This is a genomic window from Pseudomonas sp. SB113, assembly GCF_040754745.1.
GTDB classification, from domain to species: Bacteria; Pseudomonadota; Gammaproteobacteria; order Pseudomonadales; family Pseudomonadaceae; genus Aquipseudomonas; species Aquipseudomonas grimontii.
On the sequence record NZ_JBFMHW010000001.1, the window covers coordinates 419,229 to 435,059 of the forward strand.

Annotated in this window: 11 protein-coding genes; 10 read left to right on the forward strand and 1 reads right to left on the reverse strand. The window is 60.3% G+C overall.

Features of this window, described 5'->3' with window-relative positions; all coding sequences use genetic code 11:
- Positions 1 to 34 precede the first annotated feature (34 nt).
- On the reverse strand, positions 35 to 1,159 hold the full coding sequence (locus AB1462_RS01950) for a polysaccharide deacetylase family protein (RefSeq protein WP_367246069.1): 1,125 nt from the start codon (positions 1,157 to 1,159) through the stop codon (positions 35 to 37).
- Between the two features lie 119 nt (positions 1,160 to 1,278).
- Here AB1462_RS01950 and yaaA point away from each other — a divergent pair, with 119 nt between their 5' ends.
- From yaaA to AB1462_RS02000, 10 genes are all read left to right on the forward strand, one after another.
- Positions 1,279 to 2,058, forward strand: coding sequence for a peroxide stress protein YaaA (yaaA, locus tag AB1462_RS01955; protein WP_367246071.1), 780 nt, complete (start codon positions 1,279 to 1,281; stop codon positions 2,056 to 2,058).
- A gap of 903 nt (positions 2,059 to 2,961) precedes the next feature.
- On the forward strand, positions 2,962 to 4,278 hold the full coding sequence (locus tag AB1462_RS01960; protein WP_090409211.1) for a nucleotide sugar dehydrogenase: 1,317 nt from the start codon (positions 2,962 to 2,964) through the stop codon (positions 4,276 to 4,278).
- Positions 4,279 to 4,361: 83 nt separating this feature from the next.
- Positions 4,362 to 5,843, forward strand: a complete 1,482-nt coding sequence (gene alg8, locus AB1462_RS01965) for a mannuronan synthase (RefSeq protein WP_167654758.1) — start codon at positions 4,362 to 4,364, stop codon at positions 5,841 to 5,843.
- A gap of 38 nt (positions 5,844 to 5,881) precedes the next feature.
- Positions 5,882 to 7,048 (forward strand): alginate biosynthesis protein Alg44, encoded by a 1,167-nt coding sequence (locus AB1462_RS01970; RefSeq protein WP_146371482.1) that lies wholly within the window; start codon positions 5,882 to 5,884, stop codon positions 7,046 to 7,048.
- 2 nt (positions 7,049 to 7,050) lie between these two features.
- On the forward strand, positions 7,051 to 8,442 hold the full coding sequence (algK, locus tag AB1462_RS01975; protein ID WP_090409216.1) for an alginate biosynthesis TPR repeat lipoprotein AlgK: 1,392 nt from the start codon (positions 7,051 to 7,053) through the stop codon (positions 8,440 to 8,442).
- A complete protein-coding gene (locus tag AB1462_RS01980) occupies positions 8,439 to 9,926 on the forward strand; it encodes an alginate export family protein (protein ID WP_090409219.1) in 1,488 nt (495 codons plus the stop codon). The genes algK and AB1462_RS01980 overlap by 4 nt, the downstream gene beginning before the upstream one ends.
- Positions 9,926 to 11,494 (forward strand): mannuronan 5-epimerase AlgG, encoded by a 1,569-nt coding sequence (gene algG / locus AB1462_RS01985; RefSeq protein WP_090409222.1) that lies wholly within the window; start codon positions 9,926 to 9,928, stop codon positions 11,492 to 11,494. The genes AB1462_RS01980 and algG overlap by 1 nt, the downstream gene beginning before the upstream one ends.
- Positions 11,495 to 11,505: 11 nt before the next feature.
- Positions 11,506 to 12,954 (forward strand): alginate O-acetyltransferase, encoded by a 1,449-nt coding sequence (locus AB1462_RS01990; protein WP_090410146.1) that lies wholly within the window; start codon positions 11,506 to 11,508, stop codon positions 12,952 to 12,954.
- A gap of 8 nt (positions 12,955 to 12,962) precedes the next feature.
- A complete protein-coding gene (locus tag AB1462_RS01995; RefSeq protein ID WP_090409225.1) occupies positions 12,963 to 14,072 on the forward strand; it encodes a mannuronate-specific alginate lyase in 1,110 nt (369 codons plus the stop codon).
- Between the two features lie 215 nt (positions 14,073 to 14,287).
- Complete coding sequence (locus AB1462_RS02000; protein ID WP_065938586.1) at positions 14,288 to 15,820, forward strand: MBOAT family protein; 1,533 nt, start codon at positions 14,288 to 14,290, stop codon at positions 15,818 to 15,820.
- Positions 15,821 to 15,831 lie beyond the last annotated feature (11 nt).

Below are 15,831 nucleotides of genomic sequence, written 5' to 3' on the forward strand. Positions count from 1 at the left end.
CCTCGCACCCAACAGGGCCGGGCACTTCATCTTTTTAACGAAATGCTTCCCGGCAGTCCTGCCAACCCAGCCCGCTTTGCGCCGTTGCCTGCAGCAACATCGGCAAGGCCACCCGCGCCTTGTCCTGGGTGTCGTGAAACACAATCACGCCTTTGCGCCACAACAGCATCAATGTGAGCACCCGCTGCGCCGACTCATCGGCCTTGAGCTTGCCCGGCTCGTCCTGGGAATCGATGTCCCATAACGCCACCTGCAAGCCCTGGGACTGGAAGAAGCCCTGGCTGTCCGCGCGACGTTGCCCGTAAGGCGGACGGAACAGCGGCACGTAGTTTTCCGGCATCAGGTTCTGCACCAACTGCGCGCTGCGGGTGATGGAGCCTTGCCAGTCCACCCAATGGCTGTGGGAACGGTACTGCCAGCCTTGGGTACCGACGCACTGGCCCTGGTACAACGCCTCCACCTGCGCGGCGGAACTGCGCTCCACGCGGTTTTGCAGGCTGCTGCCGAGGACAAAGAAGGTGGCGTTCATCTTCTGCTTGCGCAGGTAGTCGGCGAGCCAGTCGGTATTACCGCTGACGGGTGCCGGACCGCCGTCGAAGGTCAGCAGGAAGAGGCGGTCGTTGAACTCATCGCCATTGCGCTCATGGTCGCCAAACCGCGCGACTTCGCTGCTGATCTGCGGAAACAGCGCGGCCTTGCGCAGCAGTTCGTCCAGATAGCGCTCATGGAAGGCATGGCTGGGTGCTGCCCAGCCTATATAGAAGGAGTCTTCGCTGATCGCCAACTTGCCGGCCTGCTCTCGCAGGTCGTCCATGCTCTCCACCAGGTAGCAGAACGAGGCGTCGACTTCGCAACTTTGCTGGGCGAAGGTGTAGTTCTCCAACAACCGCTGCCAAAGCTCGCGGCGCAGGTCGTCAATGGCGGCCAGGTTGATGATCTTCAAGCCCAGGCGCTGCTTGAGTGCGGCTTCATCCAGGGATTCACTGGCCAGCAGGCTGTGGGCGAACATCAGTATTTCCGCGCGCGAAGCCACATCGAACAGCGCGGGGCTGCTGAGTTTTTCCGGCCAGGTGCCACGGTCCAGGCTGGCTACATCCACCGGTGCCGCCTGGGCATTCAGGCACAGCAGGCAAGCCGACAACAAAAGCGCTATTCGCACGCAGGGTCTCCCTCTCCAGAGTCGTCGGCCATCATAGCGGATCGCGCCTATCGCCATCATAGGTGGAGTCAAAACGCCCGAGCCCCTAGAATCCCCGCACGATTACAGGAGACGACTTCATGCTGATGGTGATTTCCCCCGCCAAAACCCTCGACTTCGAGTCAAAGCCGGCGACCCAGCGCTTTACCCAGCCACAGTACCTGGACCACTCCCAGGCGCTGATCGAGCTACTGCGCGAACTGAGCCCGGCGCAGATCAGCGAATTGATGCACGTGTCCGACAAGATCGGCGGCCTCAACGCCGCCCGCTTCGGCAGCTGGACCCCGGCCTTCACCCCTGAGAATGCCAAGCAGGCCTTATTGGCGTTCAAGGGCGACGTGTACACCGGCCTCAACGCCGACACCTTCACCGATGCCGACTTCAGCTACGCCCAGGACCACCTGCGCATGCTCTCGGGCCTCTACGGCCTGCTGCGCCCCCTGGACCTGATGATGCCGTACCGCCTGGAGATGGGCACCAAACTCGCCAACGCCCGCGGCAAGGACCTGTACGCCTTCTGGGGCACGCGCATCAGCGAATGGCTGAACGAAGCCCTGGCCGAACAAGGTGACGACGTCCTGCTCAACCTGGCGTCCAACGAGTACTTCTCGGCGGTCAAGCGCACGGCCCTGAACGCGCGGATCATCAACACCGAGTTCAAGGACCTCAAGAACGGCCAGTACAAGATCATCAGCTTCTACGCGAAAAAGGCCCGGGGCATGATGAGCCGCTTCGTGATCGAAGAGCGCGTCAACGATCCGGCCAAGCTCAAGCAGTTCGATGTGCAGGGTTACCGCTTCAATGCGGAGCAGTCCAAGCCGGACAATCTGGTGTTCTTGCGCGATCACGCACCGGAATAAGGCCGTACCAGCCTCCTTCAGACAATGAAATCCAAATGTGGGAGGGGGCTTGCCCCCGATGGCAGTGCATCAGTCGATACATAGGCGACTGACACAACGCAATCGGGAGCAAGCCCCCTCCCACATTTTTGTCCGCGCTCCACACCAAAAATCGTCATTTATTTGACGTCAAAAAATATACCGACACATCCCTAACAATTCTTTCACTCGACATTTCCGATTTTTTTTCGTAGTGGCACCACTTTTTTAAATCACTAGTGGCACAAAACTATCCCTACGCGCCAACTACCTGTAACTACTGGCCCAAATAGCAAGTGCTATCAATATAGTACCAGTGCCATCTTTGCCCATATTTCAAGAAATTTCCGGAAACAGGATGAGCGGCCAGGAACTTCGTCCTAAAGCACCGCTCATACCACCGGTAACGAAATTCTCTGTTTCTGTAGGAGATGACTTACAAGGCAGACCAACGGAAGTAGCGAAGTTGTCATATTCAACTTTGACTCAGTGGTCACATTACCAACCGATTAGTTGAGAGCGGCGATAAGGATCCATTGCCACGAACTATAAGGCCAAGGCTGTGCTTACCCTAATGGGTCAGTGAGACAACCCAAGGCATTGATACTTAAAGGCTTATAGCCTCTATCAAGGCCCTGTGGCACTGGCGCCAAGCCCTTCTCCCAGGAAGGCTGGCTGCATTTCAGGGCAGGCCCCAATAACAAGGCCAAGTTGCGCACAACTTGAGTGCAATAGTTAGTCACTCGTTATTCAACATGCCTGTACGCGGCAAGTCGGCGTCTATTCGCCCAACTTTCGCGGCATTTGTGACGTTTGCAAACATGAACTCCGGCCATCTAATGGCATGATTTTAATACCGTCTTCAATGACAAAGAGGTAATTGCGATGCGCATCAGCATATTTGGTTTGGGTTACGTTGGCGCAGTGTGTGCCGGTTGCCTGTCTGCCCGTGGCCACGAAGTGGTCGGCGTAGACATCTCCAAGGAAAAGATCGACCTGATCAATGCCGGCAAATCGCCGATCGTTGAGCCGGGTCTGGGCGAACTGTTGAGCCAAGGCATCGCAAACGGTCGACTGCGCGGCACCACCAACTTCGCCGAAGCCATTCGTGATACTGACCTGTCGATGATTTGCGTCGGCACGCCAAGCAAGAAAAACGGCGACCTGGAACTCAACTACATCGAATCGGTATGCCGCGAGATCGGTTTTGTCCTGCGTGACAAGACCACCCGCCACACCATCGTGGTCCGCAGCACCGTGTTGCCGGGCACCGTCGCCAACGTGGTGATCCCAATCCTCGAAGACTGCTCCGGCAAGAAAGCCGGCGTCGACTTCGGCGTTGCGGTCAACCCGGAATTCCTGCGCGAATCCACCGCCATCGCCGACTACGACCTGCCACCGATGACCGTCATCGGCGAATTCGACAAAGCCTCCGGCGATGTCCTGCAGTCCCTGTACGAAGAACTCGACGCACCGATCATCCGCAAGGACATCGCTGTGGCCGAGATGATCAAGTACACCTGCAACGTGTGGCACGCCACCAAGGTCACCTTCGCCAACGAGATCGGCAACATCGCCAAGGCAGTCGGCGTCGACGGTCGCGAAGTGATGGAAGTGGTCTGCCAGGACAAGACCCTCAACCTGTCCCAGTACTACATGCGCCCAGGCTTCGCGTTCGGCGGCTCCTGCCTGCCTAAAGACGTGCGCGCCCTGACTTACCGCGCCAGCTCCCTGGACGTGGAAGCGCCGCTGCTCAACTCGCTGATGCGCAGCAACGAATCCCAGGTGCAAAACGCCTTCGATATCGTCGCCGGCCACGACAAACGCAAAGTCGCCCTGCTGGGCCTGAGCTTCAAGGCCGGTACCGACGACCTGCGCGAAAGCCCGCTGGTAGAACTGGCCGAAATGCTGATCGGCAAGGGTTACGACCTGAGCATCTACGACAGCAACGTCGAGTACGCCCGTGTGCACGGTGCGAACAAGGACTACATCGAAGGCAAGATCCCGCACGTGTCGTCCCTGCTCAACTCGGACTTCGATGACGTGATCAACAACTCCGACGTGATCATCCTCGGCAACCGTGACGAGAAGTTCCGTGCCCTGGCGCAGAACGCACCGCACGGCAAGCAAGTGATCGACCTGGTGGGCTTCATGTCCAAGGCCACCAGCTCGACCGGCCGCACCGAAGGCATTTGCTGGTAACAGCAACGGTAAGTTTCGAGCTGCAGGCGTACCAATCCCCAGCGCTTGCAGCTCGAAGCCTTCTTCACCTTCGGATGACGCTTATGTCCAAGTTAAAACACGTACTGCTCCACTCCGCCGGCTGGCTGTTCTTTCTGAGCCTGCTGATGGGTCTCGCCCTGCTGTTGCCGGCGAGTACGTTCGACTCCGAGTCGAAGAATTTTATTTTCCTGATTGGCGCCGTCGGTATCTGGCGCTACTCGATGGGTGCTACGCATTTCTTTCGCGGCATGCTGTTCCTGTACGTGGTCTACCCACACCTGCGCCGTAAAGTGCGCAAGCTGGGCAAGGCTGCCGACCCGTCCCACGTGTTCCTGATGGTCACCAGCTTCCGTATCGATGCGCTGACCACTGCGCAGGTCTACAGCTCGGTGATTCGCGAGGCCATCGAATGCGGCTTCCCCACCACCGTGGTCTGCTCGCTGGTGGAAATGTCCGATGAGCTGCTGGTCAAGAGCCTGTGGGAACGCATGAACCCGCCGGACCACGTCAAACTCGACTTCGTGCGTATCGCCGGTACCGGCAAGCGCGACGGCCTGGCTTTCGGTTTCCGCGCCATCTCCCGCCACCTGCCGGACGACCGCGCCGTGGTGGCCGTGATCGATGGCGACACCGTGCTTGCCGAAGGCGTCGTGCGCAAGACCGTGCCGTGGTTCCAGCTGTTCGGCAACGTCGGCGGCCTGACCACCAACGAATTCTGCGAAGTGCGCGGCGGCTACATCATGAGCGAGTGGCACAAACTGCGCTTCGCCCAACGCCACATCAACATGTGCTCCATGGCCCTGTCCAAGCGCGTACTGACCATGACCGGTCGCATGTCGGTGTTCCGTGCCAACGTCGTAACCGACCCGGGTTTTATCGCCGACGTGGAAAGCGACTCGCTGCAACACTGGCGCCTGGGCCGCTTCAAGTTCCTCACCGGTGATGACAAGTCCAGCTGGTTCAGCCTGATGCGCCTGGGTTACGACACCTTCTACGTGCCCGATGCGGCGATCCACACCGTAGAACACCCGCCGGAAAAGAGCTTTATCAAGGCCAGCCGCAAGCTGATGTTCCGCTGGTACGGCAACAACCTGCGCCAGAACTCCCGTGCCCTCGGCCTGGGTGTACGCCGCCTGGGCCTGTTCACCAGCATCGTGTTGTTCGACCAGCGCGTGTCGATGTGGACCTCCCTGCTCGGCCTGACCGTGGCAATCATCGCCACCTTCAAGTACGGCGGCGCGTTCATCCTCGCGTACCTGCTGTGGATCGGTATCACCCGCCTGATCCTGACCCTGCTGCTGTCGTGCTCCGGCCACAACATCGGCCCGGCTTACCCGGTGATTCTCTATTACAACCAGATCATGGGCGCGCTGGTGAAGATCTACGTGTTCTTCCGCCTTGATCAACAGTCCTGGACCCGCCAGGACACCAAACTGACCCGCGATTTGGCCAGCTTTCAACGTTGGTTCAACACCTGGTCGTCTCGGACCATGACCTTCTCCGCCGGCAGCATCTTCGTTGCCGTGTTGCTGATGATGGTCTGACCCTGCCAAGCCTGAATTAACCAAGGAATTACACCGTCATGAACAGCCAAGTAAACGCCAACGTTGTCCACGAATCCGAAGCCCAGCGTCAACATGCCCGGGTCAAAATCCCGGCCAAGCTGCGCTTCTTCAACACTGACCGCACCCAGACCGAAGCACGGGTCATCGACCTGTCCGCCGGCGGCCTGGCGTTCACCGCCACCCAGCCGTTGACCGTGGGTGAAGTGCACAAGGGTCGCCTGCAATTCGTCATCGATAACCTCGGCCTGGCCATGGATGTGGAGTTGCAGATCCGCTCCTACGACCGCCAGAGCGGCCGTACCGGTTGCCAGTTCCAGAACCTCGACGCCCAGGATATTTCCACCCTGCGCCACTTGATCACCTCGCACTTGTCCGGCGACATCGTGACCATGGGTGATGTACTGGCGACCCTGCAACGCGACAACTTCACCAAGGCGCGCAAGGTCAAGGACGGCGGCAGCAACATGAGCGCCTTCGGCCGCCTGCGCGCCGTGACGTTCAGCCTGGCGATCTTCCTGGTGGGCCTGGCGGCCTTCGGTTTCGTGTTCAAATCGGTGTACGGCATGTACTTCGTCAGCCACGCCCAGGCCGGCCTGGTGAGCGTGCCTGGCATGAACGTGACCATGCCGCGCGACGGCACCGTGCAAAGCCTGCTCAAAGGTGATTCGGTGGCGGCCAAAGGCGCGCCACTGGCGACGTTCAGCACCAGCATGCTGGATGTGCTCAAGGGCCACCTGGACGAAGACCAACTGCAACCGGCCAAGGTCGAAGAACTGTTCGGCAAGCAAATGACCGGCACGCTCACCTCGCCGTGCGATTGCGTGGTAGCACAGCAAATGGTCGCCGACGGCCAGTACGCCAGCAAAGGCGACGTGATCTTCCAACTGGTGCCACGCGGCAGCCAGGCTAACGTCGAAGCTCGCTTTACCTATCGCCAGTTCGGTGACGTGCGCCCAGGCACCCCGGTGAGCTTCCAGGTAGCCGACGAAGAACAAGTACGCACCGGCACCATCGTCAGCAGCACCAGCCTGAACAGCGCCGACCTGTCCTCCGACATCCGCGTACAGATCAAGCCTGACGCCCCGCTGGACAGCGCCTACGCCGGCCGCCCGGTGGAAGTGACCAGCGACCGTGGCCCATCCCTGAACTGGCTGATCGATAAAGCCATGGCTGCGGGTCTTTAATCATGAGCGCCCTTCGAACCCTGCCTGTGCCCCTGGCGCTGGCCATCGCCCTCGCCGGTTGCGCCGGCCTGCCCGACCAACGCCTGGCCAATGAAGCGCTCAAGCGTGGCGATACCGTCACCGCGCAGCAGAATTACCAGCAACTGGCAGACCTGGGCTACAGCGAGGCCCAGGTGGGCCTGGCCGACATCCAGGTAGGCACCCGCGATCCGGCGCAAATCAAACAGGCCGAGGCCACCTACCGTGCAGCGGCGGATACCTCGCCGCGCGCCCAGGCGCGCCTCGGTCGCCTGCTGGTGGCCAAGCCAGGCTCCACTGAAGCCGAGCACCATGAAGCCGAAGGCCTGCTGAAAAAGGCCTTTGCCAATGGCGAAGGCAATACCCTGATCCCGCTGGCGATGCTGTACCTGCAATACCCGCACAGTTTCCCCAACGTGAATGCCCAGCAGCAGATCAGCAAATGGCAGGCCGCCGGTTACCCGGAAGCCGGCCTGGCCCAGGTGCTGCTGTATCGCACCCAGGACACCTACGACCAGCATCTGGATGACGTTGAGCGCATCTGCAAGGCCGCGCTGAACACCACCGACATCTGCTATGTCGAGCTGGCCACGGTCTACCAGAAAAAAGCCGAGCCGGAAAAACAGGCCGAATTGCTCAAGCAGATGGAAGCCGGCTACAGCCGCGGCACTGTCACCGCACAACGCGTCGACAGCGTAGCCCGCGTATTGGGCGACGCCACGCTGGGCAAGACCGACGAGAAAACCGCCCAGGCCCTGCTGGAAAAAATCGCCCCCGGCTACCCCGCTTCCTGGGTCAGCCTGGCGCAACTGCTCTACGACTTCCCCGAACTGGGCGACGTCGACCAGATGATGAAGTACCTGGACAACGGCCGCGCCGCCGACCAGCCGCGCGCCGAACTGTTGCTGGGCAAGCTCTACTACGAAGGCAAGTGGGTGCCGGCGGACGCCAAGGCGGCTGAAGCGCACTTCCAGAAAGCAGTGGGCCGCGAAGTGGCTGCCGACTACTACCTCGGCCAGATCTATCGCCGTGGTTACCTGGGCCAGGTCTATTCACAAAAAGCTCTGGACCACCTGCTGACCGCTGCGCGCAACGGCCAGAACAGCGCCGACTTCGCCATCGCCCAATTGTTTTCCCAAGGCAAGGGCACCAAGCCCGACCCATTGAATGCCTATGTCTTCAGCCAATTGGCTAAAGCCCAGGACACGCCAGAGGCCAATGACCTGGCCACGCAGCTCGAAGCTCCGCTCACGCCAGAACAACGCGCCCAAGGCCAACGCCTGGTGCAACAGGAACTGGCCGCACGCGGCACCCTGGCCCAGAGCACGCTGCAACTGCACGCCCTGGAAGAAGAAGACGGCGAGGAATCCCTATGAAGCTCAATCCATTCGTGCAGGCCGGCATCGGCCTGACCTTCGCCCTGCTGTGGTCGTGCCCGACCCTGGCCGCGCTGACCGAAGCCAAGAACTTCGGCCTGGAAGTCAAAGCCACCGCGCAGTCCGAAGATGACCGCGACCTCGGCACCCAGAAAGGCGGCGACGTCAACGGTATCGGCCTCGACCTGCGCCCGTGGATCTACGGCGAAAGCGGTAACTGGAGCGCCTATGCCATGGGCCAGGCGGTTGCTTCGAGCGACATCATCGAGACCGACACCCTGCAACAGTCGGCGGATGACGAAAACCAGCAAACCACCAACAACGACCGCAAGACCAAGAAAAACTACCTGGCCATGCGCGAGTTCTGGGTCGGCTACAGCGGCTTCACGCCCTACCCCGGCGAGATCCTCAAGCTCGGTCGCCAACGCCTGCGCAACGACGACGGCCAATGGCGCGACACCAATATCGAAGCGCTGAACTGGACCTTCGACACCACCCTGCTCAAGGCCAACGTCGGCGTCGCCGAACGTTTCAGCGAATACCGCACCGACCTCAAGGAACTGTCGCCCAAGGACAAGGACCGTCAGCACCTCTACGCCGATGCGTCCTACCAGTGGACGCCAGGCCAGTGGATCGGCCTGCGGGGCCACCACACCCATGACAACGGCAAGCTCGACTACCCGGAACCGGGCGTCGCCACCGACTCGCTGGACAAGCGCGAGAACGGCGACCTGACCTGGCTCGGCATCGAAGCCAACAGCGACGCCTACAACTGGCGCAACACCAACACCGTCAACTACTGGGCCAGCATCACCGGCATGAAAGGCGACCGCGACTCGGTCAATGCCTTGAACGCCGATGGCACCCGTCCGACAGAAGCCAAACGCAGTGATGACGTCAGTGGCTGGGCTACCGACCTGGGTATCCGCCTGCGCCTCGACCCGCAGTGGCAAGTGGGCGCGGCCTATGCCCGCGCCAGTGCCGAATACGAACAGAACGGCCTGCAAAGCAACCGTTCGAACTTCACCGGCACCCAGTCCCGCGTCCACCGTTTCGGCGAAGCGTTTCGCGGCGAGATGAACAACATGCAGTCCATGAGCCTGTTCGGTTCCTGGCAGCTGCGTGAGGACTACGACGCCAGCCTCGTGTACCACAAGTTCTGGCGTGTCGACGGCAACAAGCCGGTGGGCAGCAACGGCATCGATGCGGTGCAGAACAACACCGATGACGTGACCGGCGCGATCCTGTCCAGCACTTCCCTGCCCCTTGAAGACGGCAAGAAAGACCTGGGCCAGGAGATGGACCTGGTGGTCACCAAGTACTTCAAGACCGGCCTGCTGCCGGCCGCGCTCAGCCAGTCGGTTGAAGAGCCGTCAGCCCTGGTGCGTTTCCGCGCCGGTGTGTTCAAACCGGGTGACGCCTATGGCAGCCAGGTCGACTCGTACATGCATCGCGCGTTTGTCGACGTGATCTGGAAATTCTGATGGGAGCCTGTGCAATGAATGCTCAAAGCCTACTCGTCGCGGCAATGCTAGTGGCCAGTGCCACAGCGTTTGCCGATACGGCGGCCAAGGCGCCGACCATCGCCAAGGAACTGCAACAGGCCAAGACCTACACCATTTCCAGCCCGCCGACCGCGCCGCTGGAAATGGCCAAGCCGGCCCTGCCTGACCTGTCGGGCTATACCGCCGCAGCGATGGAAAAGAAGATCGTCCGCACCAAGCCCGGCAAGATCAGCATCCGTCGCATGATGCAGGAAGATGCCCTCAAGGACTTTATCGGCGGCGACAACAAGATGGCCGAATGGGTGGTGCGCCAGCACGGCATTCCCCAGGCGATCTTTGTCGACGACGGTTACATGAACCTCAAGGACCTGCTCGGCAAAGTGCCCAAGCAGTACTTCAGCGAAACCTCGCCGGGCGTATTCCTGGCCAAGTTGCCGATCGTGGTCGGCCGCAAGGGCATCCTGGACATCGACAAGCAGACCAAAGAACTGCGCCTGTCCCAGGAAGCCGGTTCGTTCCTGATCAACGACGGCCAGCTGTTTGTGCGTGACACCCGGATCACCGGTTGGAAAGAGAAGGCCAACGGCCCGGCGACCTTCCAGTCGCCCAAGGAATTCCGCCCGTTCCTGCTGGCCTGGGGCGGCACCGAAACCTACATCTCCAAAACCAAGATGGCCAGCTTCGGCTATGCCAACAGTAAGTCGTACGGGGTGAGTATTTCCCAGTACACGCCGAACATGGCCAAGGTGCTCAAGCGCCCTGAGCCGACCGGCTGGATCATCGACTCCGAGTTCTCGGACATGTGGTACGGCTTCTACTGCTATGAGACCACGGGCTTCGTGATCAAGGGCAATACCTACAAAGACAACATCGTCTACGGCATTGACCCCCATGACCGTTCCCACGGCCTGATCATCGCGGACAACACCGTGTACGGCACCAAGAAGAAGCACGGCATCATCATTTCCCGGGAAGTGAACGACAGCTTCATCTTCAACAACCGCAGCTACGACAACAAGCTTTCGGGCCTGGTGATCGACCGTAACAGCGTGAACAACCTGATCGCCGACAACGAGATCTACCGCAACCACACCGACGGCATCACCCTCTATGAGAGCGGCGACAACCTGTTGTGGGGCAACAAGGTGATCAGCAACCGTCGCCACGGCATCCGCATACGTAACAGCGTGAACATCAAGCTGTACGAAAACACCTCGATGGCCAACGGCCTGACCGGCGTGTACGGCCACATCAAGGATTTGACCGACACCGACCGCGACATCGCCCTCGACCCATTCGACGCCAAGGTCTCGCTGATCGTGGTCGGCGGTGAACTGGCGGGCAACGGCAGCGGGCCGCTGTCCATCGACTCGCCATTGAGTATCGAGCTGTACCGCGTGTCGATGCTGGCGCCGACCAAATCCAGCGGCATCAGCTTCTCCGGCGTGCTGGGCGATCGTCAGGAAGAAATTCTCGACCTGCTGGTGCGCCAGCAGAAAGCCGTGCTGATCGACCCTGTCGAACGCCAGACCGAAATGCAGGACTGAGGATGACCCTTATGCACCCACACATGATCAAACTGCTGAGCCTCTCGGGTCTGACCCTCGGCCTGCTCGCGGCCAGCCAGGGCGTACGCGCCGATGAAGTGAAAGCCCCAACGTTCAGCGCCGAACCGTGCTGCAGCCTGTGCCCCGCCGCGCACGACGCGAAGAACTACACCACGCGCTACCAGCAGAACTTCACCACCCTGGTACAAGCCCAGGGCGACTGGCTGTTCCGTACCCAGGAAGACCTGCGCACCGAATTCGACACTAGCCCTTCCGGCTACAAACGCATGCAGCAGCTACACGATGCGTTCAAGGCCAAGGGCGTAGAACTGGTGGTGGTCTACCAGCCGACCCGTGGCCTGGTGAACCGCAACAAGCTCAACCCTGCCGAAAAAGCTTCGTTCGATTTCGACAAAGCCCTGGGCAACTACAAAACCATGCTCGGCCGTTTCGCCAAGATGGGCTACGTGGTGCCGGACCTGTCGCCGTTGACCAATGAGCAATTGCCGGATGAATTGCCGGCCCACGATTTCTACTTCCGTGGCGACCAACACTGGACCCCATACGGCGCCCAGCGCACGGCGAAAATCGTCGCGGCCAAGATCAAGCAGATGCCTGAGTACGCCGAGATACCCAAGCGCGAATTCGAGACCAAGCGCTCCGGGCGCATGGGCAAGACCGGCACCCTGCACAACATGGCCGGGCAACTGTGCGGCACCAGCTATGCGATCCAGTACATGGACCAGTTCACCACCGAGCCGAAAGGCGAAGCCGGTGATGGCGACCTGTTCGGCGATTCAGGCAACCCGCAGATCACCCTGGTGGGCACCAGCCACAGCGGCAAGAACTACAACTTCGCCGGGTTCCTGGAAGAAGAAATCGGCGCCGACATCCTCAACGTCGCCTTCCCCGGCGGTGGCCTGGAAGGCTCGATGATCCAGTACCTGGGCAGCGACGAATTCCAGAAGAGCCCGCCGAAAATCCTTATCTGGGAGTTTTCGCCGCTGTATCGCCTGGACCAGGAGACCATCTACCGCCAGATGATGTCGCTGCTCGACAACGGCTGCGAAGGCAAGACCGCGCAGATGAGCGCGAGCACTACATTGAAACCCGGCAAGAACGAATTGATGGTTAACAGTTCGAACAAAGACCTGCGTAATGCCAATCACCAGGTTGATATCCGCTTCGCCGACCCGTCGGTGAAAACCTTGCAAGCCACCCTCTGGTACATGAACGGGCGCCACGAGGACATCAAGATCGAGAAACCCGAAACATCCGATACAGACGGGCGTTTCGCCTTTGAACTGCGCACCGATGAAGACTGGGCCTCGCAGAACTTGCTGGCCGTGGAAGTGCAGGGCCCCGAAGCGGGTGCTGCCGCGCAGAAGGTCGAAGCGAAAATTTGCACACGCAACGTATTCCCAGCGGGTGGTCAACAGACTGCCTCGACAGGGCAATGAGGTTACTTATGCAGAAGTTATTGATTCCATCGTTGCTGGGCCTGGCGATCTTCGCCGGTGCAGCCAACGCCGCCGCGCCACTGCGTCCGCCCCAGGGCTATTTCGCACCGATTGAAGCGTTCAAGACCGGCGACTTCAAGAATGACTGCGATGCCATGCCGGCGCCGTACACTGGCTCGCTGCAATTTCGCAGCAAGTACGAAGGCTCCGACAAGGCCCGTTCCACGCTGAATGTTCAGTCGGAAAAAGCCTTTCGCGACAGCACCGCCGACATCACCAAGCTGGAAAAAGACACCAGCAAGCGCGTGATGCAGTTCATGCGCGACGGTCGTCCGGAACAACTGGAATGCACGCTCAACTGGCTGACCAGTTGGGCCAAGGCCGATGCGTTGATGTCCAAGGACTTCAACCACACCGGCAAGTCCATGCGCAAATGGGCACTGGGCAGCATGGCGTCGGCCTATGTACGCCTGAAGTTCTCCGACTCGCACCCGTTGGCCAACCACCAGCAGGAGTCGCAACTGATCGAAGCCTGGTTCAACAAACTGGCCGATCAGGTGGTCAGCGACTGGGACAACCTGCCGCTGGAAAAAACCAACAACCACTCCTATTGGGCCGCCTGGTCGGTGATGGCAACCTCCATCGCCACCAACCGTCGCGACCTGTTTGATTGGGCCGTGAAGGAATACAAAGTCGGCGTGAACCAGGTCGACGACCAGGGCTTCCTGCCCAACGAATTGAAGCGTCAGCAACGCGCCTTGTCGTACCACAACTACGCATTGCCGCCACTGTCGATGATCGCCAGTTTTGCCCTGGTCAACGGGGTTGACCTGCGCCAGGAAAACAACAGCGCGCTCAAGCGCCTGGGCGACAAAGTGCTGGCCGGGGTCAAGGACCCGGAGATCTTCGAACAGAAGAACGGCAAAGAGCAGGACATGAAGGACCTCAAGGAGGACATGAAGTATGCCTGGCTCGAACCGTTCTGCACCCTCTACACCTGCGCGCCGGATGTGATCGAGCGCAAGCATGGGATGCAACCGTTCAAGACCTTCCGCCTCGGGGGTGACCTGACCAAGGTCTACGACCCGGCGCATGAAAAAGGCAACAAAGGCAGCTGACGGAACGCGGTTAGAAATGTGGGAGGGGGCTTGCTCCCGATGGCGGTGTAACAGTCGCCATCTGTGTTGAATGACACACCACTATCGGGGGCAAGCCCCCTCCCACACTTGAACCGCGCTTGACAGTGAAATTGTTGTACCGCCCTCCCCGGAATTCGTGGGGGGGTTTGGGGGGCTGCGGCCCTTGACTGTTGGTTAAACATGGAGAGATCGGGATGGTTTTCTCGTCCAATGTGTTCCTGTTTCTGTTCTTGCCGATCTTTCTCGGCTTGTACTACTTGAGCGGGCAACGCTATCGCAACCTGCTGCTGCTGTTGGCCAGCTACGTGTTCTACGCCTGGTGGCGAGTGGACTTCCTGGCGCTGTTTGCGGCCGTCACGCTGTGGAACTACTGGATCGGCCTCAAGGTCGGTGCCGCTGGCGTGCGCACCAAGCCGGCCCAGCGCTGGCTGCTGCTCGGCGTGGTGGTCGACCTGTGCATCCTCGGCTACTTCAAGTACGCCAACTTCGGCGTCGACAGCATCAACGTGATGATGAAGTCGGCGGGCCTGGAGCCATTCATCCTCACCCACGTGCTGTTGCCGATCGGGATCTCGTTCTACATCTTCGAGTCCATCAGCTACATCATCGACGTGTACCGTGGCGATACCCCGGCGACCCGCAACCTCATCGACTTCGCGGCGTTCGTGGCGATCTTCCCGCACTTGATCGCCGGCCCGGTGTTGCGTTTCCGCGACCTGGCCGACCAGTTCAATAACCGCACCCACACCCTCGACAAGTTCTCCGAGGGCTGCACGCGGTTCATGCAGGGTTTCATCAAGAAGGTCTTCATCGCCGACACCCTGGCGGTGGTGGCCGACCACTGTTTTGCCCTGCAAAACCCCACCACCGGCGATGCCTGGCTGGGGGCGCTGGCCTACACCGCGCAGTTGTACTTCGACTTCTCCGGCTACAGCGACATGGCCATCGGCCTGGGCTTGATGATGGGTTTCCGCTTCATGGAAAACTTCAAGCAGCCGTACATCAGCCAGTCGATCACCGAGTTCTGGCGCCGCTGGCACATCAGCCTGTCCACCTGGCTGCGTGACTACCTGTACATCACGTTGGGCGGCAACCGTAAAGGCACGCTGACCACCTACCGCAACCTGTTCCTGACCATGCTGCTCGGTGGCCTGTGGCACGGTGCGAACATCACCTACATCGTCTGGGGTGCCTGGCACGGCATGTGGCTGGCGATTGAAAAAGCCATCGGCCTCAACACCGCACCACGCAGTTTCAACGTCCTGCGCTGGGCCTTCACGTTCCTGCTGGTGGTGATGGGCTGGGTAATCTTCCGCGCCGAAAACCTGCACGTCGCCGGCCGTATGTACGGTGCGATGTTCAGCTTTGGCGAGTGGTCGCTGTCGGAACTCAACCGCGCCAACCTCACCGGCCTGCAAGTGGCGACCCTGGTGGTGGCGTACGCAACGTTGGCGTTCTTCGGCCTGCGTGACTTCTACACCAACCGCCCTGCGGAAAAAACCAAGCCGGCCGACCCGAGCCTGATCAAGGCCGTGCCGGGCGACAACCCTGGCAGCATCCACGAGCCAGGTTTCACCGTTGGCCGTGACGCTGCCGTGCAACCGGCCTACTGGACCGCTGACTGGCCACGCTACGCCATGCGCGCTGCGGTGCTGCTGCTGTTCGTGGCGTCGATTCTCAAACTGTCGGCGCAGAGTTTCTCGCCGTTCCTTTACTTCCAATTCTGAGGGAGCCGACC